At 72.1% G+C, this 22,403-nt stretch carries 23 protein-coding genes; 7 read left to right on the top strand and 16 right to left on the bottom strand.

The features are described 5' to 3' along the window. Positions 1–31: 31 nt before the first annotated feature. From AB0K17_RS17180 to AB0K17_RS17150, 7 genes are all read right to left on the bottom strand, one after another. Positions 32–247, bottom strand: coding sequence for a hypothetical protein (locus tag AB0K17_RS17180; RefSeq protein WP_365966969.1), 216 nt, complete (start codon positions 245–247; stop codon positions 32–34). Positions 248–266: 19 nt separating this feature from the next. Continuing rightward, positions 267–1,856, bottom strand: a complete 1,590-nt coding sequence (locus AB0K17_RS17175; protein WP_365983392.1) for a methylmalonyl-CoA mutase family protein — start codon at positions 1,854–1,856, stop codon at positions 267–269. A gap of 271 nt (positions 1,857–2,127) precedes the next feature. Then, entirely contained in the window at positions 2,128–3,174 is a 1,047-nt protein-coding gene (locus tag AB0K17_RS17170) for a hypothetical protein (RefSeq protein WP_365983391.1), read from the bottom strand. Further along, on the bottom strand, positions 3,174–3,794 hold the full coding sequence (locus tag AB0K17_RS17165; RefSeq protein ID WP_344432885.1) for an RNA polymerase sigma factor: 621 nt from the start codon (positions 3,792–3,794) through the stop codon (positions 3,174–3,176). The genes AB0K17_RS17170 and AB0K17_RS17165 overlap by 1 nt, the downstream gene beginning before the upstream one ends. Before the next feature lie 34 nt (positions 3,795–3,828). Next, positions 3,829–4,665 carry a DUF4328 domain-containing protein gene (locus AB0K17_RS17160; RefSeq protein ID WP_365983390.1) on the bottom strand — a complete coding sequence of 279 codons (837 nt, stop codon included), beginning with the start codon at positions 4,663–4,665 and terminating at the stop codon, positions 3,829–3,831. A gap of 145 nt (positions 4,666–4,810) precedes the next feature. Next, a complete protein-coding gene (locus AB0K17_RS17155) occupies positions 4,811–5,440 on the bottom strand; it encodes a hypothetical protein (RefSeq protein ID WP_365966974.1) in 630 nt (209 codons plus the stop codon). Positions 5,441–5,670: 230 nt separating this feature from the next. Then, complete coding sequence (locus tag AB0K17_RS17150) at positions 5,671–7,293, bottom strand: glycoside hydrolase family 20 protein (protein ID WP_365983389.1); 1,623 nt, start codon at positions 7,291–7,293, stop codon at positions 5,671–5,673. A 328-nt stretch (positions 7,294–7,621) separates the two neighbouring features. Between AB0K17_RS17150 and sdhC the strand changes: the two genes are divergently transcribed. From sdhC to AB0K17_RS17130, 4 genes are read left to right on the top strand one after another with little or no spacing between them, the layout of a single operon-like run. After that, a complete protein-coding gene (gene sdhC / locus AB0K17_RS17145) occupies positions 7,622–8,002 on the top strand; it encodes a succinate dehydrogenase, cytochrome b556 subunit (RefSeq protein WP_344432777.1) in 381 nt (126 codons plus the stop codon). 8 nt (positions 8,003–8,010) lie between these two features. Further along, a complete protein-coding gene (locus AB0K17_RS17140) occupies positions 8,011–8,484 on the top strand; it encodes a succinate dehydrogenase hydrophobic membrane anchor subunit (RefSeq protein ID WP_365966976.1) in 474 nt (157 codons plus the stop codon). Positions 8,485–8,504: 20 nt separating this feature from the next. Further along, on the top strand, positions 8,505–10,259 hold the full coding sequence (gene sdhA / locus AB0K17_RS17135) for a succinate dehydrogenase flavoprotein subunit (RefSeq protein ID WP_365966977.1): 1,755 nt from the start codon (positions 8,505–8,507) through the stop codon (positions 10,257–10,259). Then, a complete protein-coding gene (locus AB0K17_RS17130) occupies positions 10,259–11,023 on the top strand; it encodes a succinate dehydrogenase iron-sulfur subunit (RefSeq protein WP_365966978.1) in 765 nt (254 codons plus the stop codon). The genes sdhA and AB0K17_RS17130 overlap by 1 nt, the downstream gene beginning before the upstream one ends. Before the next feature lie 104 nt (positions 11,024–11,127). Here the strand turns inward: AB0K17_RS17130 and AB0K17_RS17125 are convergent, their stop codons facing one another. Next, positions 11,128–11,520, bottom strand: coding sequence for a MerR family transcriptional regulator (locus AB0K17_RS17125; RefSeq protein ID WP_365983388.1), 393 nt, complete (start codon positions 11,518–11,520; stop codon positions 11,128–11,130). A 56-nt stretch (positions 11,521–11,576) separates the two neighbouring features. On the opposite strand from AB0K17_RS17125, the gene AB0K17_RS17120 reads away from it, so the two are divergent. Continuing rightward, positions 11,577–12,371 carry an alpha/beta hydrolase gene (locus tag AB0K17_RS17120; protein ID WP_365966980.1) on the top strand — a complete coding sequence of 265 codons (795 nt, stop codon included), beginning with the start codon at positions 11,577–11,579 and terminating at the stop codon, positions 12,369–12,371. A 234-nt stretch (positions 12,372–12,605) separates the two neighbouring features. Here AB0K17_RS17120 and AB0K17_RS17115 read toward each other — a convergent pair whose 3' ends face one another. Next, positions 12,606–14,144, bottom strand: coding sequence for an ABC transporter substrate-binding protein (locus AB0K17_RS17115; protein WP_365983387.1), 1,539 nt, complete (start codon positions 14,142–14,144; stop codon positions 12,606–12,608). 123 nt (positions 14,145–14,267) lie between these two features. Continuing rightward, positions 14,268–14,567 carry a hypothetical protein gene (locus tag AB0K17_RS17110; RefSeq protein WP_365966982.1) on the bottom strand — a complete coding sequence of 100 codons (300 nt, stop codon included), beginning with the start codon at positions 14,565–14,567 and terminating at the stop codon, positions 14,268–14,270. Between AB0K17_RS17110 and AB0K17_RS17105 the strand changes: the two genes are divergently transcribed. Beyond that, positions 14,449–16,020: a D-alanyl-D-alanine carboxypeptidase gene (locus AB0K17_RS17105; protein WP_365983386.1), complete on the top strand. Its 1,572-nt coding sequence runs from the start codon at positions 14,449–14,451 to the stop codon at positions 16,018–16,020. The genes AB0K17_RS17110 and AB0K17_RS17105 overlap by 119 nt on opposite strands. Before the next feature lie 213 nt (positions 16,021–16,233). Here the strand turns inward: AB0K17_RS17105 and AB0K17_RS17100 are convergent, their stop codons facing one another. The 3 genes from AB0K17_RS17100 to trpS all read right to left on the bottom strand — a co-directional run bounded on the left by AB0K17_RS17100 (position 16,234) and on the right by trpS (position 18,929). Further along, positions 16,234–17,088, bottom strand: a complete 855-nt coding sequence (locus tag AB0K17_RS17100; protein ID WP_365983385.1) for a YihY/virulence factor BrkB family protein — start codon at positions 17,086–17,088, stop codon at positions 16,234–16,236. Positions 17,089–17,170: 82 nt separating this feature from the next. Then, positions 17,171–17,782 carry a 2'-5' RNA ligase family protein gene (locus tag AB0K17_RS17095; RefSeq protein ID WP_365983384.1) on the bottom strand — a complete coding sequence of 204 codons (612 nt, stop codon included), beginning with the start codon at positions 17,780–17,782 and terminating at the stop codon, positions 17,171–17,173. Between the two features lie 133 nt (positions 17,783–17,915). After that, complete coding sequence (trpS, locus tag AB0K17_RS17090) at positions 17,916–18,929, bottom strand: tryptophan--tRNA ligase (RefSeq protein WP_365966986.1); 1,014 nt, start codon at positions 18,927–18,929, stop codon at positions 17,916–17,918. A gap of 190 nt (positions 18,930–19,119) precedes the next feature. On the opposite strand from trpS, the gene rocD reads away from it, so the two are divergent. Continuing rightward, a complete protein-coding gene (rocD, locus tag AB0K17_RS17085) occupies positions 19,120–20,346 on the top strand; it encodes an ornithine--oxo-acid transaminase (RefSeq protein WP_365983383.1) in 1,227 nt (408 codons plus the stop codon). A 49-nt stretch (positions 20,347–20,395) separates the two neighbouring features. On the opposite strand, the gene AB0K17_RS17080 is transcribed toward rocD, so the two are convergent. The 3 genes from AB0K17_RS17080 to AB0K17_RS17070 form a co-directional block, all read right to left on the bottom strand. Continuing rightward, positions 20,396–20,647, bottom strand: coding sequence for a hypothetical protein (locus tag AB0K17_RS17080; RefSeq protein WP_365983382.1), 252 nt, complete (start codon positions 20,645–20,647; stop codon positions 20,396–20,398). Beyond that, positions 20,644–20,931: a hypothetical protein gene (locus AB0K17_RS17075; RefSeq protein ID WP_365983381.1), complete on the bottom strand. Its 288-nt coding sequence runs from the start codon at positions 20,929–20,931 to the stop codon at positions 20,644–20,646. Before AB0K17_RS17075 ends, AB0K17_RS17080 begins: the two co-directional genes overlap by 4 nt. 260 nt (positions 20,932–21,191) lie before the next feature. Beyond that, positions 21,192–22,391 (bottom strand): glutathionylspermidine synthase family protein, encoded by a 1,200-nt coding sequence (locus AB0K17_RS17070; RefSeq protein WP_365983380.1) that lies wholly within the window; start codon positions 22,389–22,391, stop codon positions 21,192–21,194. Positions 22,392–22,403: the final 12 nt, after the last annotated feature.

The raw sequence follows: 22,403 nt of genomic DNA, 5'->3' as shown, positions 1-22,403 counted from the left end.
GTCAGGGGCGCGGGGCCCGCAGCGGCTGCCGCTAGAACAGCTGCTGCTGGCCCTCCATCGGTGGCTCCTCCGGGTCGAACAGCCGGGGCTCCGTCGCGAGCAGGGGGGCCGAGCGGCGCGAGCCCGGGCAGGAGATCAGCTCGTAGGTGGCCACGCGGCGGCCCGGCGGGTCGTGGCGGGCGTAGCGGCCGCCGACGACGGCGATCTCTCGGGCACAGACGGGACAGCTGCGGCGCGGGGAGGACATTCCACCAGTGTCTCCCACGTCAGTGCATGCCGGAGGGCGTGTGGAAGCCCCACACCTCGCGCAGGGCCCCGCACACCTCCCCCACCGTCGCCCGCGCCCGCAGGGCCTCCTTCATCGGGGGGAGGACGTTCTGTGTGCCGGCGGCGGCCGTGCGCAGGTCGGTGAGGGTCCGTTCGACGGCCGTGGCGTCGCGGCCGGCCCGCAGCCGGGCGAGCCGTTCGCGCTGGCGGGCCTCGATGGCGGGGTCGACGCGCAACGGCTCGTACGGTTCCTCCTCGTCGAGGCGGAAGCGGTTGACGCCGACGACGATCCGCTCGCCGCGGTCGGTCTCCTGGGCGATGCGGTAGGCGTTGCGTTCGATCTCGTCCTTCTGGAAGCCCTGTTCGATGGCGGCCACGGCGCCGCCGCGGCCCTCGACCTCGTCCATCAACTCCAGGGCCGCGAATTCGAGTTCGTCGGTGAGGGTCTCGACGGCGTAGGAGCCCGCGAAGGGGTCGACGGTGGCGGGCACGTCCGTCTCGTACGCCAGGACCTGCTGGGTGCGCAGCGCGAGCCGGGCCGCCTTCTCCGTGGGCAGGGCGATGGCCTCGTCGTAGGAGTTGGTGTGCAGTGACTGGGTGCCGCCGAGCACGGCGGCCAGTGCCTGGACGGTGACGCGGGCGAGGTTGACCTCGGGCTGTTGCGCGGTCAGCTGTACGCCCGCGGTCTGGGTGTGGAAGCGCAGCATCTGCGACTTGGGGTCGTGGGCGCCGAACTCGTCGCGCATGATCCGGGCCCAGATGCGCCGGGCCGCGCGGAACTTGGCGACCTCCTCCAGCAGTGTGGTGCGTGCCACGAAGAAGAAGGAGATCCTGGGCGCGAAGTCGTCGACGTGCATGCCGGCGGCGACGGCGGTGCGGACGTAGGCGACGGCGTCGGCGAGGGTGAAGGCGACCTCCTGCACGGGCGAGGCGCCGGCCTCGGCCATGTGGTAGCCGGAGACGGAGATGGTGTTCCAGCGCGGCAGCTCGGAGCGGCAGTAGGCGAAGATGTCGGCGGTCAGCCGCAGGGAGGGCTGGGGCGGGAAGATGTAGGTGCCGCGGGCGATGTACTCCTTGAGCACGTCGTTCTGCACGGTGCCGGTCAGCCGCTCGCCGGGCACGCCCTGTTCCTCGGCCACCAGCTGGTAGAGCAGCAGCAACAGGGCCGCCGGGGCGTTGATGGTCATGGACGTGGAGACCTCGTCCAGCGGGATGCCGTCGAAGAGCTCTCGCATGTCCTCGATCGAGTCGACGGCGACGCCCACCTTGCCGACCTCGCCCGCCGCCTGCGGGGCGTCGGAGTCGTACCCCATCTGCGTCGGCAGGTCGAAGGCGACCGACAGCCCGTGCCCGCCGGCGGCGATGAGCTGCCGGTAGCGGGCGTTGGACTCGGCGGCCGTGCCGAAGCCGGCGTACTGGCGCATGGTCCAGGGCCGGCCGGTGTACATGTCCGGGTGGATGCCGCGGGTGTACGGGTACGCGCCGGGGGCGCCGAGCCGGTCGGCGGGGTCCCAGCCGGCGAGGGCCTCGGGGCCGTAGACGGACCGGACGGGCAGCCCGGACTCGGTCGATCGCGCTCGGGTCGTCATGGTGCACGCCTCCCGCTCTCCCTCGGAGGCAGCGTCCGGGCGTTTGCGTTCCGGGGCTTCGGCCGGCCCCGGGCCCGGGCCTCCGCTTGGACTGTAGCGGCCGCGCGGGCCCGGTCCGGGCCGCCACGCACCGGTGACCAAACCGGGCGTGCGAGGGGGGCGCGGGCAGGACCGGGGGAAGAGCCCCGCCCGCGCCTCAGGGCGCGTGGAGCCGGCTTTGCATGGGGGGAACTCCGGCTCCTGCGCAGCCGATGACCAGTCGGCTCATTTCCTACAGCGTCGTGGTGCCCGAAAGTGTCACACCCTGTGCGACGACCGACGGGGAGACGCCCGGACGGGGGAGGCTGCGGGTGCGCGGAGCGCCGCCGCGCAGCAGGTCGTCCAGGCCCGAGCCGCTGCCGGAGGTGCCGGCGTCGAGCCCGGCGAGCAGGCGCTCGCAGTACGCGCGCACGGCGCCGGTGCCGCCGCCCGCGCTGCGCTCCAGGGCGCGCACGCCGTCCTCGTCGACGCCCTTGCCCCGGCCGGTGCGCTTGCCGTCGGCCAGGAAGTCCCGGCACAGCTTGGCGACCGTGGCGCGGGCGCTGCCGGTGACGTCGCCGGTGGTGCCCTCGTCGGTGTCCTCGCCGCCCTTGCCGGGCTTGCCGTCACCGCGCCGGCTGGGCGAGGGCCCGTCGGGGCCCGGCTCGATGCTCGGCCCGCCGGTCCTGCCCGTGCCGTGGCCCGGGGTGCCGGAGGCCTCCGGGCCGTGCCCGGGACGCGGACCGGGCGTTGCGCCGTGCGAGGGACCGGGGGTGGCGGGCGCGGTGGTGCGCGGGCCGCCGCCGTCGGCGACGGTCACGCTGGCGGCGGGCGCCGGCTCGCCGTCCGACCGCCCGAAGGGCCCGGGCAGCACCCCGGCCCCGGCCGCGACGGCCACCCCGCCGACCGCGCACCCGGCGAGGGCCAGCGCGAGCGCCTTGGTGGGCCGGTCGAGGAACGCCCGCACGACGGCGAACGGCGTGCGCCGCCGGGCGGCGCCGGAGGCGACCGTGGCCCGGGCCGCGAGGTCCACCCCGCTCTCCGCCGCGGAGCGGGCGGCGCGGGCCTCGCGGAAGGCGGCCAGGGCCGCCTCCTCGCCGGGCAGCGGGGCGCCCGCGGCGCGTGCCGCCGTGCCCGCCGGACCGGCCGGTTGCGTCAGGGCGCGCAGGGCCGCGGTCAGCTGGTCGGCGGTGGCCCGGGCGTCGGCGGGTGCGGTGCCGGAGAGGGGTTCGCCGCGCAGCAGTCGCTCCACGGCGTCGTCATCCAGCCAGCCCTGCTCGTACCGGTGGTCGTCCGCCATCACATGTCCTTCTGCGTCCGCATGCGCAATTGCGTCACACCCGCGGAAGCATTTGCTCCGCCGGCGCCCGCCCCCGCCGTCACCATCTCGGCCAGTCGCCGCAGCCCGCGGTGCGCGGCGGTGCGCACCGCCCCCGGCCGCTTGCCCAGCACCCCGGCGGCACTCTTGGCGTCGAGGCCGACGACCACGCGCAGCACCACGGCCTCGGCCTGGTCCTGCGGCAGCTGGGCGATGAGGGCGAGGGTACGCCCGGTGCCGAGGGCCTCCAGCGCCTCCCCGGCGGTGTCCGCGTCGCCGGCGCGGCCGGCCAGTTCGCTCTCGTCGCCGCCGATGAGGGGGCGCCGGCCGCGCATCCGTATGTGGTCCAGCGCCCTGTTGCGGGCTATGCGGGCGGCCCAGCCGCGGAAGCGGTCGGCGTCGCCGGTGAAGCGTTCCAGGTCACGGGCTATCTGCAGCCAGGTCTCCGACGCCACGTCCTCCGCGTCGGCGTCGCCGACGAGGGTGCGCACATATCCGAGCAGCCGGGGGTGCACGGTCCGGTAGACCGTACGGAATGCCGTCTCGTCCCCGCTCTGCGCCGCACGCACGGCGGCGGTCAGCTCAGCGTCGTCCCCCTGCACGGTCACATCCTGCACCACGGGTCGTGCCTGCGATTCAGGAGGCCGCCGGACCGGCGCCGTACGGTCCGTAGGGGGAAGGGGTCGGGGGGTGCACCAGCGCCCGCTGCTCCTGCATCCGCGTCAGCTGCCGCACGACGAGGATCGCCAGCGGCGCGGCGGCGAGCAGCAGCAGGGAGGAGAAGGCGTCCAGGACGAGCGAGGTCTTCATCAGCTCGACGCCGTCGCGCCAGTCGCCGTAGTCGAGGCCGCGGAGCTTGACCGTGGCGGCCCGGTCGAACACCGTGCTCACCGCGTCGATGCCGAACGACGTCACCCACAGCACCCACCACCAGTTCAGCAGCGTCCTGGGCGCGGCCTGGGGGCCGGCCGGGGAGCTGGCCCGGTAGAGGTCGTTGGCGATCTGCTTGGGGAACCACAGGTTGACCACGGGCGTGAACCACGCGCCCGCCGCCCAGCCGGTGCCGAAGCGGTGCGTACCGGGCGCGAAGATCTCGGCATTGACCCGCATCCGGCGGAACCACACGGCCCACACCGCCGCGGTGGCCGCGAACAGCACGAAGTGGACGACCCCGACACCGGTGGCGAAGGCGTCGGCGTCCTCCAGCGCCTGCCGGCCGGCCTCGTCGAGCGACCCCGTCCGCAGCAGCTTCTCGCACGCGCTGCGTTCCTTGCCGGCCGCCGCGATGTCGAACAGCAGCACCAGCATCATGGCCGACAGCAGCACGGTCAGCGCGATGCGCAGCCCCCGGCGCAGGTCGATCCCGCCGACCCGCGGCATGCCGGGCATGCCGGGCATCCCCGGGTACGGGTAGGGGGCGGGCGCCTGCTGCTGGTACGCGCCGCAGGCGGCGCACCGGCCGTCAGGACCCACGGCAGTGGCGCGGCAGTGACCGCACGGATACATCGGTGAGGACTCCCAGGGGTAGTGCCATGAGCGGGTGATACTACGCGCCTGAGCTTGTCTGTCCCCCACTGTGATGAAATTTCGTCCCCCGGCGCTGTAGGTAGTGCGGGCCTCACCAGGGTTCGCAGCGGACGGCGGCCGGAGCCTCTCCTGTGGGGGGTGGCGGCTTCGGCCGTCCCCGTCCCGCCACCGCGCACGCGGGCAGCGCCTCCTCCACCATGCCGAGGCCGGCGAGGAGTTCGCGGAACAGGCCCACCACGTCCGGCCCCGGATCGGCGGCCAGCACCCGCGCCAGCGCGCCGGCATCCGTCACCCGCCCGGCCGCGGCGGCCCAGGCCGCGCAGTGCGCCGCGGCCGTGCGCGGAGCCGGAAAGATGTCGTCGGGCCCGAGCCCGGTGCCGGCCAGGTGCCGCGCCAGGGCCACCCGGCCCAGACAGGCCGCCCACGGCGTGCCGGCGGGCACGGCACCGAAGACCACGGCACAGTCACCTGCCAGCACACCGGCCGCCAGCGCGGGAGCACCGGTGTCGTCGGCGAGGGCCCGCACGAGGTCGTCGACGGAGGCCACGGCGTCCTCCACGGCCGGACGCAGCGGCTCGGGCGCCATGCGGCACCACATCTGCCAGCCGTCGGCGAACGCGGCGGCCGGGACGAGGTGGTCACGCCCCGTGGCGAGGACCGGTCGAGCGGCCAGGGCCCGGTCCCCGCCACGGCCGACTAATAAGTGCCCCCAGAAACCCATGGACTGCGTCCCTTCTGTCGGAGTGCGGAGTGCCTCCGGCAGATACAGCGCCCCGCACGCCCCGCCCGTCACAGCGGTATCGCCTGCGGCGGGCCTTCCCCCACCCCGGCGCCCCGTAGGGGCGCGGGGAACTGCGCGATCGGCCACCGACGGCCTGCAGCCGAAGCACGGCCCCCACCTGCGGGCACGTCGTGGCTTGTCGCGCAGTTCCCCGCGCCCCTATGGGGCGCCTAGCGGCGGACGCGTTCCGCCAAGGAGCGGAAGTCCGGCCACGGCCGCGTCGGCGGTCGCGGGTCCCAGACGCGCTGGGCCACCGCGGCCAGCGGCACGTGGATGCCCGCCGCCACCTGTTTGGGCGTCTGCGCCGCCGCCCGATCGCACCACACGGCCAGCCGTCCGCCGAGGACCCGGTCCGGTCCCGCCGCCGACGCGGCCGCCGTCCCGCGCAGGACCGCCGGCCCCCACCCGCCGTAGATCCGCTCCCCGGTCGGGTACCGGAAGTCGTTGGGCTCGCCGAGCACGTAGTAGAGGAACTCGTCGTTCAGATTGACCAGCGTCCGTCCCTCGTTCAGGTAGTCCTGCGGGTTCCGCGCCCCGTTCTCCTTGCCCGTCCAGTACTCGACTTCGATGGATTTGTCGGGCACGACGACTCCGTCGGGGAAAAAGCCGTCGTTCCATGCCTTGGGCGTGCGGCCCAGGGAGCGCACGACGGCGGCCCGGTCGTTGAGCCATCCGGTGGCGAGGTCCTGCACCCTGGCCCGCGGCCCGTACTTCCGGCGGGCGGCGTCGGCGAGGCCGGGGTAGGAGGCCTGGGGGTCGCGGGCCATGAGGGCCCGGTATTCGTCGGCGCCGAGGTGGAACCACCGCCCGGGGAAGAGCGGCGCGTACTCCCGCAGGAGGTCGTCGACGATGCGGGCGGATTCGGGGTTGGAGATGTCGACGGCTCCGCGCGCGACCGCGCCCGTCGCGTCGCGCAGCTGCAGCCCGGGGTGGGCGGCGATGACCGCCCCGAGGTGCCCGGGCGAGTCGATCTCGGGGACGACCGTGATGTGCAGCGATCCGGCGAGCGTGACGATGCGCCGTACTTCGGCCTTGGTGAGGTGCTGCTGGGAGACGATCTCGGGGTGGCTGGAGCTTTCGATGCGGAAGCCCTGGTCGTCGGAGAAGTGCAGGCCGAGCTGGTTGAGCTTGAGGTCGGCCATTTCGCGGAGCCGGGCCTCGATCCAGTCGGCGGGGAAGTGCTTGCGGGCGATGTCGAGGTTCAGGCCGCGCTGGGGGCGGTCGGGGGCGTCCTTGATGACGCCTTCGGGGAGTCCGCCGCCGGTGCGGACGGCCTGGACGACGGTGCGGGTGCCGTAGAAGAGGCCGGTGTCGCCGGCCGAGGTGATGGTGACCTTGCGGCCTTCGGTGGTGAGCTCGTACGCCTCGGGTCCGCCGGCCTGTCCGACCCTGGGCAGGAGCTCGACGTCGCCGGCGCGGGCGGGGCCCCGGTCGAAGGGGAGGCCGAGGTCGCCGGCGAGGAGGCGGGCCTCGTCGGCGGCGGGGCCGTTCGGGTCGGCGACGACGCGGGCGCCGCGGGCGGGCCGCCAGCCGGGCCCGTCGCGCCGGTCGTACTGGCGTACGGCCGGCACGGTGGCGGGCGCCGCGGCGGGGACGGGGGCGGGTTCCGCGGCGGCCGCGCCGCCGGTGGAGGCGGTGGAGGCCGGGGCGGAGGCGCTGCCGCCCTGGGGCGAGCGGGCGTCGTCGCTGCCGGAGGGGTGGACGGCCCCCTTGCCGGGGCAGCCCATCAGGGTCATCGTGGCGAGCAGGCCGAGGGTGGCCACCGTCCCCCGGACGGCGGACGCCCGCGTCATCCTGACGGGACGTTCCTTGGAACCAGCGGAGCCCATGGAGTGAACCTCCCCATTGGTGCCTTCAAGAGGAAGATATGGCTTTTCTTCCCATCTGTCCGCCGTTCCCCTCCGGACACGCCGGGATGCACCGGACAAGCCGCCCCGGGGCCCACTCCCCGGTTCCCGGGCGTCCTAGGCCGTACGTGCCTGTTTGATCACACCTCCGCCACCCCGGGGGACCGAACCGACAAGGCGTCGCTACGATGGCCAGGGCCGGTGGACCGTACCCGGCCGGGCCCGACCGACAGTGAAGCCGGCAGGCCCCAATCCCGCTCCCGGAGGGTTTTCCGTGCCGGCTGGAACGCTGTACCGCGGCCGGGAAGGCATGTGGTCCTGGGTGGCTCACCGAGTCACCGGCGTCCTCATTTTCTTCTTCCTGTTCGTTCACGTCCTTGACACCGCTCTCGTTCGCGTCTCCCCCGAGGCCTACGACGACGTCGTCGCCACGTACAAGACGCCCATCGTCAACGTGATGGAGTACGGCCTGGTGGCCGCCATCCTTTTCCACGCACTGAACGGCCTCCGCGTCATCGCGGTGGACTTCTGGTCCAAGGGCCCGCGGTACCAGAAGCAGATGCTGTGGACCGTCGTCGGTGTCTGGGTCGTGCTGATGGCAGGCGCCTTCTACCCCGTGCTCCAGCACACGCTGCGCACGCTGTTCGGGAGCTGAGACGCGAGATGTCCGCTGAAACCACCCCCGCCGCGGCCGTGAGCGAGGTGTCGGCCTACTCCGCCGACAACCCGGCTCCGGTCATCGAGGCGCCCCGCAAGCGCACCAAGAAGACGCCCAAGGCGACCCGCACCAACTTCGAGATGTACGGCTGGCTCTTCATGCGCCTGTCCGGCATCCTCCTGGTCGTCCTGGTCCTCGGCCACCTGCTGATCCAGCTCGTGCTGGACGGCGGCGTGACCAAGGTCGGCTTCGCCTTCGTCGCCGGTCGCTGGGCCTCGCCGTTCTGGCAGGCCTGGGACCTGATCATGCTGTGGCTCGCGATGCTGCACGGTGCGAACGGCCTGCGCACGGTCATCAACGACTACGCGGAGCGGGACACGACCCGCTTCTGGCTGAAGATGCTGCTGTACACCGCCACGGTGTTCACCGTCCTGCTGGGCACGCTGGTGATCTTCACCTTCGACCCGAACATCCGCTAGAGCCCGGGGCTGACGCGACCATGAAGATCCACAAGTACGACACCGTCATCGTCGGCGCCGGTGGCGCCGGCATGCGCGCGGCCATCGAGTCGACCAAGCGCAGCCGCACGGCGGTGCTCACCAAGCTCTACCCGACCCGCTCCCACACCGGCGCCGCCCAGGGCGGCATGGCCGCCGCCCTCGCGAACGTCGAGGAGGACAACTGGGAGTGGCACACCTTCGACACGGTCAAGGGCGGTGACTACCTGGTCGACCAGGACGCCGCCGAGATCCTGGCGAAGGAGGCCATCGACGCGGTCCTCGACCTGGAGAAGATGGGCCTGCCGTTCAACCGCACCCCGGACGGCACCATCGACCAGCGCCGCTTCGGCGGTCACAGCCGCAACCACGGCGAGGCCCCGGTCCGCCGCTCCTGCTACGCGGCCGACCGCACCGGCCACATGATCCTCCAGACGCTGTACCAGAACTGCGTCAAGGAGGGCGTGGAGTTCTTCAACGAGTTCTACGTCCTGGACCAGCTGATCACCGAGGTCGACGGCGTCAGGAAGTCGGCCGGTGTCGTCGCGTACGAGCTGGCCACCGGCGAGATCCACGTCTTCCAGGCGAAGGCCGTGATCTACGCCTCCGGCGGCTGCGGCAAATTCTTCAAGGTGACCTCCAACGCGCACACCCTCACGGGTGACGGCCAGGCCGCCGTGTGGCGCCGCGGCCTGCCGCTGGAGGACATGGAGTTCTTCCAGTTCCACCCGACGGGCATCTGGCGCATGGGCATCCTGCTGACGGAGGGCGCCCGTGGTGAGGGCGGCATCCTCCGCAACAAGGACGGCGAGCGCTTCATGGAGAAGTACGCGCCGGTCATGAAGGACCTCGCGTCCCGTGACGTCGTCTCCCGCTCGATCTACACCGAGATCCGCGAGGGCCGCGGCTGCGGTCCCGAGGGCGACCACGTCTACCTGGACCTCACCCACCTGCCGCCGGAGCAGTTGGACGCCAAGCTGCCGGACATCACCGAGTTCGCGCGCACCTACCTCGGTATCGAGCCCTACACGGACCCGATCCCGATCCAGCCGACCGCGCACTACGCCATGGGCGGCATCCCGACCAACGTCGAGGGCGAGGTGCTGGCCGACAACGACACCGTCGTCCCCGGTCTGTACGCCGCCGGCGAGGTCGCCTGCGTGTCCGTGCACGGCGCCAACCGCCTGGGCACCAACTCGCTGCTCGACATCAACGTCTTCGGCCGCCGCGCCGGCATCGCCGCCGCGGAGTACAGCCAGAAGGCCGACTTCGTCGAGCTGCCGGAGGACCCGGCCTCCCTCGTCGTCGAGCAGGTCGAGCGCCTGCGCAACTCCACGGGCACCGAGCGCGTCGCGGACCTGCGCAAGGAGCTGCAGGAGACCATGGACGCCAACGTCATGGTCTTCCGCACCGAGCAGACCATCAAGACGGCCGTCGAGAAGATCGCCGAGCTGCGCGAGCGCTACAAGAACGTCGCCATCCAGGACAAGGGCAAGCGCTTCAACACCGACCTGCTGGAGGCCATCGAGCTGGGCAACCTGCTCGACCTGGCCGAGGTGATGGCCGTGTCCGCGCTCGCGCGCAAGGAGTCCCGCGGCGGTCACTACCGCGAGGACTACCCCAACCGCGACGACGTCAACTTCATGCGCCACACCATGGCGTACCGCGAGGTGGACGCGAGCGGCAAGGAGTCGATCCGCCTCGACTACAAGCCGGTCGTGCAGACCCGCTACCAGCCGATGGAGCGTAAGTACTGATGAGCACCGCGACTCTCGACAAGGCCGAGGCCGGCGCCGAGGCCCAGGTCTCGCCCTACATCACGGTCACCTTCCGGATCCGCCGGTTCAACCCGGAGGTCTCCGACGAGGCCACCTGGCAGGACTTCCAGGTGGAGATCGACCCCAAGGAGCGCGTGCTCGACGGTCTCCACAAGATCAAGTGGGACCTGGACGGCTCGCTCACCTTCCGCCGCTCCTGCGCGCACGGCATCTGCGGCTCCGACGCCATGCGGATCAACGGCAAGAACCGCCTGGCGTGCAAGACGCTGATCAAGGACATCAACCCGGCCAAGCCGATCACGGTCGAGCCCATCAAGGGCCTGACGGTCCTGAAGGACCTCGTGGTCGACATGGAGCCCTTCTTCCAGGCCTACCGCGATGTCATGCCCTTCCTGATCACCAAGGGCAACGAGCCGACGCGCGAGCGCCTGCAGTCCGCCGAGGACCGCGAGCGCTTCGACGACACCACCAAGTGCATCCTGTGCGCCGCGTGCACCTCCTCGTGCCCGGTGTTCTGGAACGACGGCCAGTACTTCGGCCCGGCGGCGATCGTCAACGCGCACCGCTTCATCTTCGACTCGCGTGACGAGGCCGGCGAGCAGCGCCTGGAGATCCTCAACGACAAGGACGGCGTGTGGCGTTGCCGCACGACCTTCAACTGCACGGACGCCTGCCCGCGTGGCATCGAGGTCACCAAGGCGATCCAGGAGGTGAAGCGGGCGCTGATCACGCGCCGCTTCTGATCCTCCGCCGAGGACCTTCCGCCGAGGGCCCGTCGCCACTCCTTCCGGGTGGCGACGGGCCCTTGCGCGTTCCTGCGGGCCGCCGCGGGGCGGGGCGTTCCCGGTCAGGCCGACCTCAGGGCCTCCGCGAGCAGGGCCTCGTCCTCCAGGCGGCGCGTCTCCATCGCCCCGGTCACCTCCAGCAACGCCTCCCGCTTGCGGCGCAGTTCGTCCATCTGGTCCTCGACGCGGGCGAGCTGGTCGTCGAGCAGCCGGCTGGAGCGTGCGCAGCCCACCAGGCCGCCGCTCTGCGCGCACGGCATCAGGTCGCGGATGACGTCGGTGGTCAGCCCGGCGGCAAGCAGTTCCCGGATGCGCGCGACGCGCTCGGCGGCGTCCGCGTGGTAGCGGCGGTAGCCGTTGGTGTCGCGCTCGGGCTGCAGGAGCCCCTGCTCCTCGTAGTAGCGCAGCAGGCGCGTGCTGACCCCGGTCCGGCGCGACAGTTCCCCTATCCGCATGAGATCCCCCTGACGACTTGACCTTCACACTGATGTCAAAGGGGAGCCTACGAGGCATGACGAACATTCCCGCGGGCTACCCGCGTCTGCACACGACCGTCCACGGCTCCGGCCCCGGCATCCTCCTCGCGCACGGCGCGGGCGGCAGCATCGAGGGCAACTACGCACCGCTGATCCCGGCCCTGGCCGAGCACCACACGGTGGTGGCCCCCGACTACCCCGGCTCGGGCGCGACCCCGCGCGCCTCCGTCCCGCTGAGCGCCGACGGCCTCGCCGACGCGCTGGTGGCCACGGCCGACGAGGCGGGCCTGGAGACCTTCACGCTGCTGGGCTACTCGATGGGCACCCTGGTGTCCGTACGCATCGCCGCCCGCTACCCCGAGCGCGTGAAGGGTCTTGTCCTGACGGCCGGTCTGGCCCGCCCCGACAACCGGGTGCGCGCCTCCCTGGACCTGTGGCAGAAGCTGCTGGCCGAGGGCGACCTGGATGCCTTCGCGCGGTTCGTGGCGCTGAGCGGCTGCAGCGAGGAGTTCTTCAACGCCGTGCCGCAGGCGGAGCTGCCGGGGTTCTACGAGGCCATCGCCCAGGGCGTTCCGGCAGGCGCCGCCGAGCAGGCGGCGGTGGTCACGTCCACCGACACCACGGCGGACCTCGCGCAGCTGACCGTGCCGACCCTGGTCGTGGCCACCGCGTACGACACCCTGGTCTCCCCCGCCAACTCGCGCTTCCTGGCCTCCCGCATCCCGGGCGCGGAGTACGCCGAGGTGCCCACCGGTCACGTCCCGGCGGCCGAGCGCCCGCAGGAGTGGCAGAAGCTGATCACCGACTTCCTGACCCGCCACGGGCTCTAGGCCGTATCCGGCGGATCTTCGTCACGCGCCACCACGGCGCCCCGTAGGGGCGCGGGGAACTGCGCGATCAGCCGGCGACCGCCCGCAGCCGACGTACCACGCTGGGAGTCCGAGCAATCTGCGGGCACGTCGTGGCTTGTCGCGCAGTTCCCCGCGCCCCTTACGGGGCACTGCATGATCCGCCGGACACGCACTAGGACAGCGCCCCGCAGGGGCGCCCCTGGCGGGGCGGCGTCAGATGCGGGCCAGCCGCCACAGGCGCCAGATGCCCGTGCCGTCGGAGACGTACTGCGTGCCGGAGACCGAGGACGTGCTCAGGACGTAGTCCTTCTTCTGCCACAGCGGCACCAGGGGCACGTCCTCGGCCACGATCTTCTGGATGGCGCGGAAGTCGGTCGCCAGGCGGCTGCGCTGGTCGTTCTGCTGGGTGCGGCGGATGAGCTGGTCGACGCGGGGGTCGGAGTAGCCGGAGTGGAGGGCGTTGTCGGTGCCGACCAGGGGCGTGGTGAAGGTGTCGGGGTCGGGGAAGTCGGCCACCCAGCTGACGCAGTACGCGTCGTAGGCGCCGCGCGCGTAGCCCTGCTGGAAGTCCTTCCACTCCGCCTTGCGGGTCTCCACCCGGAACAGGCCGGTGGCCTCCAGCTGGCGCTTGAGGAGGGCGGCCTCCTGGTCGGTGGCGCCGCCCTGGGAGTAGGCGAGGGTGAAGTGCACGGGGGTGGTGATGCCCGCCTCCTGCAGGATGCCGCGCGCCCGTTCGGCGTCGGGGGCGGGGTAGGTGTCGAAGAAGGAGGTGGCGTGGCCGGTCAGGCCCTGGGGGATGAGGGAGTACAGGGGTTCGACCGTGCGCTGGTGGACGTCGCGGGCGAGCGCCTGGCGGTCGACGACGGCGGCCACCGCCCGCCGTACTGCCACGGGTTTGGCCGGTGCGCCGGGGCGGAGGTTGAAGACGAGGAATCGGGTGTTGGCGGCGGCGTTGGCGCTCATGCGGATGCCGCTGTCCGAGGGGTTGAGGCCGGCGAGCTCACCGGGCGGCATCTGCCGGCTGACGACGTCGAGGTCCTTGTCGTGCCACGCCCGGCTCAGCCCCGCGGGATCGCGGAAGTAGCGGACGGTCACGGGGTGGCCGGTTTCCTTCACCGCGCCGCGGTAGTGCGTGTTGGGTTCGAGGTCGGCGCTCTCGCCGGCCCGGTAGGAGGTGAGCGCGTACGGTCCGGAGCCGTCGACGCCGGTGCCGGTGCGCAGCCGGTCGGCGGGGTAGCGGCTGCTGTCGACGATGGACGCCGCCCCCGTGGCGATCTTGAAGGGGAAGGTGGCGTCGGGCACCTTCAGCCGGAAGACGACCCGGTCCCCGCTGGTCTCCACGGACCGCAGGGTGTCGATGAGCGGGCCGGGGCCCTGCGGGGAATTGATGCGGACGATGCGGTCGAAGGAGAACTTCACGTCCTTGACCGTCAGCGGGTCGCCGTTGGCGAACTTCAGGTCGGGCCGCAGCGTGCACGCGTACGTGCGTAAGTCCTCGCCCTGGAAGCCGCAGCTGCGGGCGGCGTCGGGCACAGGGGCGTTGGAGCCGGGCGTGAAGGTGAGCAGGGACTGGAAGACGTTGCCGTACAGCGCCCAGGAGCCCGCGTCGTAGGCGCCGGCCGGGTCGAGGGCGCTGACGGTGTCGGTGGTGCCGACGCGCAGGGGACGGTCGTCCTCGTCGTCCCCCGGGAGCAGCCCGCAGCCGCCGGCGCCCGCCGCCAGCAGTGCCAGCCACGCCCCGGCCGTTCGCATCCGGACACCCCGCATCGCCCTGCGCCTCCCCCTGCCGCCCAGTGATGCGCATCACCGTAGACAGCCGAACGGGCGTGCGTCCGGGAAATCGGCCAAGTGATCGGCCGGAAACAGCGGTACGAGCTATGACGTTCGCCGCAAGGCACGCACACCGCGCAACCCGATGAGGCCGACAGCCGTCCCCAGAAGAAACGAGGTGATCGCCAGAGCCAGGTGCACCCAGAAGTACGTGGTGGGGTCACCCGATCGGTCGAAGGCCAGCCCGCTGCCGTCCTTGTAGAGATTCTTGATGAAAGTGGCCCAGATGACCCAGCTCCAGACGCCGAAGGCGAGCAGGAACCAGGAGACGGGACGGGTCAGGACAGCGGGGCCCGGGGCGGGCGCGGGGGTTCGCGGGGCGGCATCCCCGGAAGACTTCACCATGGGTTTCAGTATGCGTTCCGGCTGCGGCACTGGTCCTATCGGGTCCTCGGAGGGCTCCCGCCGTGAGGCGCCGTCCCGGTTCGCCGGGCGTGGAGGTACGTTCACGTCCGTGCCGACGACGACAACTCACCCCCCGCGGTACTCCGCGACGCCGCGACGCCGCTCCGCGGCCCTGCTGGCGGCCGGCGCCTCCCTGCTGCTCCCCCTGGCGACCGCCGCCCCCGCCCTCGCGTCCCCCGTGCCGAGCCCGGCCGCGTCCTCCGCGGGCCCGGGCGCCTCCCCCTCCGTGGAAGGGCGCACCGACGGCAAGGCCAAGCCGCCGCCGAAACAGCCGCCCGCCAGAATGTCCACGGTCGGCGGTGATCTGCTGGGCCGGCCCGGTACCCAGGTGCAACTGGGCCCGGGCGCGCCCGCGCTGCCCCGCGACCTGTCCGGGGCGTCCTGGCTGGTGGCCGACGCCGAGTCCGGCGAGATCCTGGCCGCGCACAACGCCCACTGGCAGCTGCCGCCGGCCTCCACGCTGAAGATGCTCTTCGCCGACACGGTGCTGCCGAAGTTCCCGAAGACCCGCAAGTACCAGGTGCGCGCGGCCGACTTCGAGGGCATGGGCGAGGGCAGCAGCCAGGTGGGCATGAAGGAGGGCCAGACCTACTCCGTCCACGACATGTGGATGGGCGTCTTCCTGCGCTCCGGGAACGACGCGGTGCACGTGCTGTCCTCGATGAACGGCGGTGTCGCCAAGACCGTCCGGGACATGCAGGCGCACGCCGACGACCTCCAGGCGCGCGACACGCACGTCGTCACGCCCGACGGCTACGACGCCGACGACCAGGTCTCCAGCGCGTACGACCTCACGCTCTTCGCCCGTTCGGGGCTGCAGAAGGCGGACTTCCGGGAGTACTGCTCGACGGCCCGCGCGCAGTTCCCGGACGACGAGCACCCCGGCCGGACGAAGGAGATCGTCAACACCAACCGCCTGCTCACCGGCCAGGACGGCGTCACGCTGTACAAGGGCATGGCGGGCGTGAAGAACGGCTCCACCACCAACGCGGGCAACACCTTCACCGGCGTTGCCCAGCACGACGGCAAGAAGCTGCTGGTCACCGTCATGAACCCGGACATCAAGGAGCGCAACCGGGTCTACGAGGAGACCCGCATGCTGCTCGACTGGGGCTTCGAGGCGGCCGGCCACGTCAAGCCGGTCGGCGTGCTCGTCCCGCCGAAGTCGGGGTCGTTCGACGCCGACAAGTCCGGGCGCTCGGGCGCGTCGAGCCCCAGTGGCGCCCAGGCCGCGGTCACCGGCGGCGGCAGCGACGGCGTCTGGACGGCCGTCGGGCTGACCGGCGGCGCGCTGGCCGTGCTGGCGGTGGCCGGGTACGTCGTCAACCGGCGTCACCCGCTGCCGGCGCGGGCGCGCAAGGGCCCGTCCCACGCCGGCCCGCCCAAGGAGTAGCGGACGCGGCGCCCCTCACGGGGCGCCCCGTCAGGGGCGTGGGGCAGCGTTCGATCTGCGGCTGCCGCCGCGTGGGCGCGACAACGCGTCGACTGCGGGCCGTCAGTGGCCGATCGCGCAGTTCCCCGCGCCCCTACGGGGCGCCGTCGTATCCGGCGGATCGTGCAGCGCCCCGTCAGGGGCGCGGGGAACTGCGCGACCGCTGGGCACGGCCTAGCGCTGCGTGGGTGTGGGTGTGTCCGTCGCCGTCCACGCGGCACAGAAGAGCGTCAGCTTCGCCGTGAAGTTGATCCACAGCAGCAGCGCGACCGGGGTGCCGAACGCGCCGTACATGCTCTTGCCGGCCACCCCCTGCAGATAGCCGCTCAGCACCAGCTTGAGCACCTCGAAGCCCACCGCGCCGATCAGGGCGCCCTCCACCAGGCGGCGGCGCGGGGGCAGGACACCGGGCAGCCGGGAGAGCACGTACAGCATCAGCAGGAAGTCCGCGAGGACGGCGATGCAGAACCCGGCGGCGGTCAGCAGCACCCCCGCCCCCTTCAGGCCCGCGTGCCCGGCCACCCAGTCGACGGCGGCCGAGGCGAACGCCGAGCAGCCGGCCGACATCAGCACGACCGCGCCCAGGCCCAGCAGCACACCCGCGTCCTTGAGCCTGAGCAGGACCGGATTGCCCGGGTCCTCCTTCAGCCCCCACACCACGCGCAGGCACTCGCGCAGCGAGCCGACCCAGCTGATGCCGGTGAACAGCAGCAGGGCGCCCGCGACCAGGCCGACGGTGCCGGCGTTGTCGACGAAACCGCCGATGTTCAGGCTGTCGGAGATGCCCGGCACCTGCTTGGCCAGACGGTTCTCCAGATCGTGGGTGCGCTCCTCGCTGAGCAGCGCCGCCGCGACCGCGGCCCCGAGCGTCAGCAGGGGGAAGAGGGCGATGAAACTCGTGAAGGTGACGGCCGCGGCGAGCCGCGTCCACTTCACCCGGTCGAGTGTTTCGTACGCGCGCCAGGCGTGCGTGCGCATGGCCCGCGTGACGGCGGGTCCGACCAGGGGCAAGCGGGTGAGCCAATCCATGGCACGACATCTACCCCATGGACCCGGCGGTCGGACCCGGCGGCTACGTAAAGCGGTTACGTAAAAGGCTTACTTAAAGGGCTTACGTGAAGGGGCGCGGCAGCGGCGACGTACTGCCCTGCCGGGGCACCGCGGCGGGCACCGCCGAGGTGCCCGGCGCGTCCGTGCCGAAGGGGCCGAAGGGGAAGTCGCGCTCCAGGCGCCAGATGCCGTCCTCGCCCTGCTCGTACAGCGCGAAGCCCTCGATGGTCCACTCCGCCTCGTAGTGCGCGAGCTCCTCGAAGGCCCGGTCCATGGCCTCCTCGGCGATGCCGTGCGCCACCGTGACGTGCGGGTGGTACGGGAACTGCAGCTCCCGCGGCACCGGACCGGAGGCGTCCCGCAGCTGCTTCTGCAGCCGGGCGCACTCCGGGGAGCCCTCCACGACGTTGACGAAGACCACGGGCGAGAGCGGGCGGAAGGTGCCCGTCCCGCTCAGCCGCATCCGAAAGGGCCGGCCCGCGGCCGCGACCTCGGCGAGGTGCGCCTCGATCGCGGGCAGCAAGGAGGCGTCCACCTCGGTCGGCGGCAGCAGGGTGACGTGCGTGGGGATGCCGTGGGCGTGCGGGTCGCCGAAGCCCTCGCGGCGCTTCTGGAGGAAGCTGCCGTACGGCTCCGGGACCGCGATCGAAACGCCGAGCGTTACGGTCCCCACTACGTTCTCCCTCCTGTGCGCCTGTACGTCCCCGTGGCAAGTGTGGCGGCTGCGCCGCACCCGCTGCCAGATCTCCCCGTCAGTGCTCCGGCCAGTGCTCCGGTTTCCGTGCCCCCCGTCAGTGCTTCGCCCGTCAGTGCTTCGCCGGCAGGAAGCCCATCCTGTCGTAGGCCTGTGCCAGCGTCTCGGCGGCGACGGCACGGGCCTTCTCCGCGCCCTTGGCCAGCACCGCGTCCAGCGTCTCCGGGTCGTCCAGGTACTCCTGCGTACGGGCCCGGAAGGGGGTGACCCACTCCACCACGACGTCGGCGAGGTCGGTCTTCAGCGCGCCGTAGCCCTTGCCCTCGTACCTCTGCTCGAGCTCGGCGACGGTGGTGCCGGTCAGCGTGGCGTAGATCGTCAGCAGGTTGCTGACGCCCGGCTTGTTCTCCGCGTCGAAGCGGATCACCGTGTCGGTGTCGGTGACCGCGCTCTTGATCTTCTTGGCCGAGACCTTGGGGTCGTCGAGCAGGTTGATCAGGCCCTTGGGGGTGGCCGACGACTTGCTCATCTTGGCCGTCGGGTCCTGCAGGTCGTAGATCTTCGCGGTCTCGCGCACGATGTGCGCCGACGGCAGGGTGAAGGTCTGCCCGAAGCGGCCGTTGAAGCGCTCGGCGATGTCGCGGGTCAGCTCGATGTGCTGGCGCTGGTCCTCGCCGACCGGCACCGCGTTCGCCTGGTACAGCAGGATGTCGGCGACCTGCAGGATCGGGTACGTGAACAGGCCGACCGTGGTGCGGTCGGCACCCTGCTTGGCGGACTTGTCCTTGAACTGCGTCATGCGGGAGGCCTCGCCGAAGCCGGTGAGGCAGTTCATCACCCAGGCCAGCTGCGCGTGCTCGGGCACGTGGCTCTGGACGAAGAGGGTGCAGCGCTCCGGGTCCAGGCCGGCGGCCAGCAGCTGGGCGGCGGCGACGCGGGTGTTCGCCCGCAGCTCCTTCGGGTCCTGCGGCACGGTGATGGCGTGCAGGTCGACGACCATGTAGAAGGCGTCGTGCGACTCCTGCAGAGCCACGTACTGACGGACCGCACCCAGGTAGTTCCCGAGGTGGAACGAGCCTGCGGTGGGCTGGATACCGGAGAGAGCGCGCGGACGATCAAGGGCCATGCACAACATTCTCTCAGGTGCGCGGGCCGCGCAGGGTCAGCGGTCGCAATGCGCCCCCGCGGTGGTGGTTCAGGGGTGTACAAAGGCGTCGGCGCCCGGCCACGATGGCCGACACGGCACTGCCGGCCGCCGGACCCGGCCGCCGCCCCCGCCCGCCGCCCGCCGTCCCCGGACAGGAACGGAGCACACGTTGACGACCGCCACGGAACGCAACATCGCCGCCGCCGAGGAACACAGCGCCCACAACTACCACCCCCTGCCGGTCGTGGTCGCCACCGCCGAGGGCGCGTGGATGACCGACATCGAGGGGCGCCGCTACCTCGACATGCTCGCCGGCTACTCCGCGCTGAACTTCGGCCACGGCAACCGGCGGCTCGTCGACGCGGCCAAACGCCAGCTCGACCGCGTCACGCTCACCTCGCGGGCCTTCCACCACGACCTCTTCGCGCGCTTCGGCGCGGAGCTGGCCGAGCTGTGCGGCATGGAGATGATCCTGCCGATGAACACCGGCGCCGAGGCCATCGAGACCGCCGTGAAGACCGCCCGCAAGTGGGGCTACCGCGTCAAGGGCGTCCCGGACGGCCGGGCGAAGATCGTCGTCGCCGAGAACAACTTCCACGGCCGCACCACCACGATCATCAGCTTCTCCACCGACCCCGAGGCCCGCGCCGACCACGGTCCGTACACGCCCGGCTTCGAGATCGTCCCCTACGGCGACCTGGCCGCCATGGAGGCGGCGATCGACGAGCACACGGTCGCCGTCCTGCTCGAACCCATCCAGGGCGAGGCCGGCGTCCTCGTCCCCCCGCCGGGCTACCTGGCCGGCGTCCGCCGGCTCACCACCGAGCGCAACGTCCTCTTCATCGCCGACGAGATCCAATCCGGCCTGGGCCGCACGGGCCGCACGTTCGCGTGCGAGCACGAGGGCGTCGTGCCCGACATGTACGTCCTGGGCAAGGCCCTCGGCGGCGGCGTCGTCCCCGTCTCCGCGGTCGTCTCCTCCCGCGCCGTCCTCGGCGTCCACCGCCCCGGCGAACACGGCTCCACCTTCGGCGGCAACCCACTGGCCTGCGCGGTCGCCCTGGAGGTCATCGCCATCCTGCGCACCGGCGAGTACCAGGCCCGCGCGGCCGACCTCGGCGACCACCTCCACCACCAGCTCACCCTGCTCACCGGCACCGGCGCCGTCACCGCCGTCCGCGGCCGCGGCCTGTGGGCAGGCGTCGACATCGCCCCGGAACACGGCACGGGCCGCGAGATCTCGGAACGCCTGATGGAACGCGGCGTCCTGGTGAAGGACACCCACGGCACAACGATCCGCATCGCGCCCCCGCTGGTCATCACGAAGGAGGACCTGGACTGGGGCCTGGACCAACTGAGGGCGGTCCTGACGACACCGGCGGCGAGCGCGGCGTAGGCGTGGCGACGGCGTCGCCCCGGCCGGGAGGGCCGGGGCGACGGCCACGTCAGGGGGTGGGGATCACGCGCAGAACGGTGATCGTGATGACGGCGGGGCTCACTTCGTAACGGACGAAGGCCACCGACCCGATCGAGGCGTCCCGCCGATCGGCGTCCCCGCGCACCGCGGCCGACCCGCAACCGTAGGGATCACCGGCCAGCGCTGCGATGCCCGTGTCGAAAGCCTTCTTGCGCTCCGCCGGGATGACGTCCCGCCCCGCCCGGGCCTCGTTCGTGTAGGCCACTCGGTACGTGCTCAACCAGCGCTCCTGTACTCGTCGACGATGTCATCGGCGAAGACCACGTCGGAGAAGTCGCCCGCCTTCAGGCGCGCGACGAGAGCCTCCTCCTCGTCGTCGTGCTCCGTGGGGATGCGCATGGCCCAGGAGGCGAGGAGCATCCTCAGCTCGTCGGCGCCGGCGCTCTCGGCCTCCGCGGTGAACTGCTCCCGCAGCTCCTCCGGGAGGGCCTGGCGAATGCCCAGGATCGTCGCGGGGACCTCCACCGTGCCCCCCGTCATGTGGATGGTGAACGTCTTCGCCATGACTTCGCTCTCCTCGCCGCCGATGGCCGGTGCACTGCCGGTCAGCGTAGCTGCCGGGCACACCGTCGCCGCCGGACGAATCGGTCTGCGGTCCGTGTGTTCGGCACTCCAACCGTAGGACCGGACCGACGAGGACACCCGCCTCGCTCACCTGTTGGGGGCAAGCGCACGGCTTCACCTGCAGTGACCGGGGACCACCGCCTACCATCCGCCGGTCAGGGCAGCCGGGAGGCGCAGGTCCGGGCCGCCGCCCGGCTGCTTCAGAGGATCACATGCGGGATGAACCGGGCGTACCCGTCCGTGACGGGGCCCGACGACTCGCGGATGCCGAGGCCCGCCGGTTCGCCGTCGACGACCCAGGCGCCGAGGACGACATGGTTGCCGTCGAACTGCGGGAGCGGGGCCAGTTGCTGGTAGCAGCAGGGGTCCGCCGGCGGGGGCGGGGGCGGGGTGCCCGGGGGGTGGAGGGTGATGCCGGCGCCCTCGCGGCCCAGGAGGGGTTTGGCCGCGTACCCGGTCGTGCGGGCCAGGTCGCGGGGACCGTCCAGGTAGGCCGGCAGAAGGTTGGGGTGGTCCGGGTAGAGCTCCCACAGGATCGCGAGCAGCGCCTTGTTGGACAGCAGCATCTTCCACAGCGGCTCGATCCACAGCGTGGATCCCGTGCCGCCGCCGTTGTCGAGCGTGTCCAGGGCCTGTGGTCCGAAGTCGTCGTCGACGAGCCATTCCCAGGGGTAGAGCTTGAAGCAGGCCCGCAGGAAGCGCAGGCGTTTGTCGACGAAGCGGCCGGAGAGGCCGTCCCAGCCGATGTCCTCCATGGAAATGGCCTCCGTGGCGAGGCCGGCCTGTTCGGCCGTTTCGCGCAGGTAGGCCGCGGTCATGAGGTCTTCGCCGATCTCGTCGCCGATGGAGTGGGCGAAGTGCACGGGTGCGCCGGGCGGCAGCAGGGCGGCCTGGCGCTGCCAGGCGGCGACGAGGCGTTCGTGCAGGGAGTTCCACTGGTCGGCGTGCGGCACGCCGGCGAAGCGTTCCTCCATCCAGAACCATTGCGGTCCGGCCGCCTCCACGAGGGAGGTGGGCGTGTCGGCGTTGTACTCGAGCATCTTCGCCGGGCCGCCGCGGCCGTCGTAGTGGAGGTCGAAGCGGCCGTAGAGGGAGGGCAGTTCCTCGCGCCGCCGCCAGGACTCGGCGATGAGTGCGGCCAGGCGTGCGTCGCGGATGCCGAGGTCGGCGTAGCGCTCGCGTTCGACGATGTGGGCGGCCGCGGCCAGGCACATCGCGTGGAGTTCGGCGACGACCTCTTCGAGGTCCTCGATCTCGGGGAGGGTGAAGGAGTAGTACGCGCTCTCGTCCCAGTACGGGCGCAGGGTGCCGTCGGGGTGGCGGGTGAGCGGGTAGACGAGGCCCTGCTCCTCGACGGTGCGCTGCCAGTCGGGGCGGGGGGTGGTGCGGTGGCGGTGCATGGTCGTACGTGT

The sequence above is a fragment of the Streptomyces sp. NPDC049585 genome (genome assembly GCF_040675615.1).
GTDB lineage: Bacteria > Actinomycetota > Actinomycetes > Streptomycetales > Streptomycetaceae > Streptomyces > Streptomyces luteosporeus.
Note: the sequence above shows the minus strand (reverse complement) of the source record. Positions and strands in the feature narration are given on the sequence as shown.

Excerpts from the sequence above, each read along its gene's own strand:
- AB0K17_RS17110 (WP_365966982.1), bottom strand. The coding sequence starts at position 14,567 with ATGGTGAAGTCTTCCGGGGATGCCGCCCCGCGAACCCCCGCGCCCGCC.
- AB0K17_RS17170 (WP_365983391.1), bottom strand. The coding sequence starts at position 3,174 with ATGGCGGACGACCACCGGTACGAGCAGGGCTGGCTGGATGACGACGCC.
- AB0K17_RS17125 (WP_365983388.1), bottom strand. The coding sequence starts at position 11,520 with ATGCGGATAGGGGAACTGTCGCGCCGGACCGGGGTCAGCACGCGCCTG.
- AB0K17_RS17115 (WP_365983387.1), bottom strand. The coding sequence starts at position 14,144 with ATGCGAACGGCCGGGGCGTGGCTGGCACTGCTGGCGGCGGGCGCCGGC.
- AB0K17_RS17130 (WP_365966978.1), top strand. The coding sequence starts at position 10,259 with ATGAGCACCGCGACTCTCGACAAGGCCGAGGCCGGCGCCGAGGCCCAG.
- AB0K17_RS17155 (WP_365966974.1), bottom strand. The coding sequence starts at position 5,440 with ATGGGTTTCTGGGGGCACTTATTAGTCGGCCGTGGCGGGGACCGGGCC.
- AB0K17_RS17100 (WP_365983385.1), bottom strand. The coding sequence starts at position 17,088 with ATGGATTGGCTCACCCGCTTGCCCCTGGTCGGACCCGCCGTCACGCGG.
- AB0K17_RS17075 (WP_365983381.1), bottom strand. The coding sequence starts at position 20,931 with ATGGCGAAGACGTTCACCATCCACATGACGGGGGGCACGGTGGAGGTC.
- AB0K17_RS17180 (WP_365966969.1), bottom strand. The coding sequence starts at position 247 with ATGTCCTCCCCGCGCCGCAGCTGTCCCGTCTGTGCCCGAGAGATCGCC.
- sdhA (WP_365966977.1), top strand. The coding sequence starts at position 8,505 with ATGAAGATCCACAAGTACGACACCGTCATCGTCGGCGCCGGTGGCGCC.
- trpS (WP_365966986.1), bottom strand. The coding sequence starts at position 18,929 with ATGGCCCTTGATCGTCCGCGCGCTCTCTCCGGTATCCAGCCCACCGCA.
- AB0K17_RS17150 (WP_365983389.1), bottom strand. The coding sequence starts at position 7,293 with ATGACGCGGGCGTCCGCCGTCCGGGGGACGGTGGCCACCCTCGGCCTG.
- AB0K17_RS17175 (WP_365983392.1), bottom strand. The coding sequence starts at position 1,856 with ATGACGACCCGAGCGCGATCGACCGAGTCCGGGCTGCCCGTCCGGTCC.
- AB0K17_RS17105 (WP_365983386.1), top strand. The coding sequence starts at position 14,449 with ATGACCCAGCTCCAGACGCCGAAGGCGAGCAGGAACCAGGAGACGGGA.
- AB0K17_RS17140 (WP_365966976.1), top strand. The coding sequence starts at position 8,011 with ATGTCCGCTGAAACCACCCCCGCCGCGGCCGTGAGCGAGGTGTCGGCC.
- AB0K17_RS17120 (WP_365966980.1), top strand. The coding sequence starts at position 11,577 with ATGACGAACATTCCCGCGGGCTACCCGCGTCTGCACACGACCGTCCAC.
- AB0K17_RS17070 (WP_365983380.1), bottom strand. The coding sequence starts at position 22,391 with ATGCACCGCCACCGCACCACCCCCCGCCCCGACTGGCAGCGCACCGTC.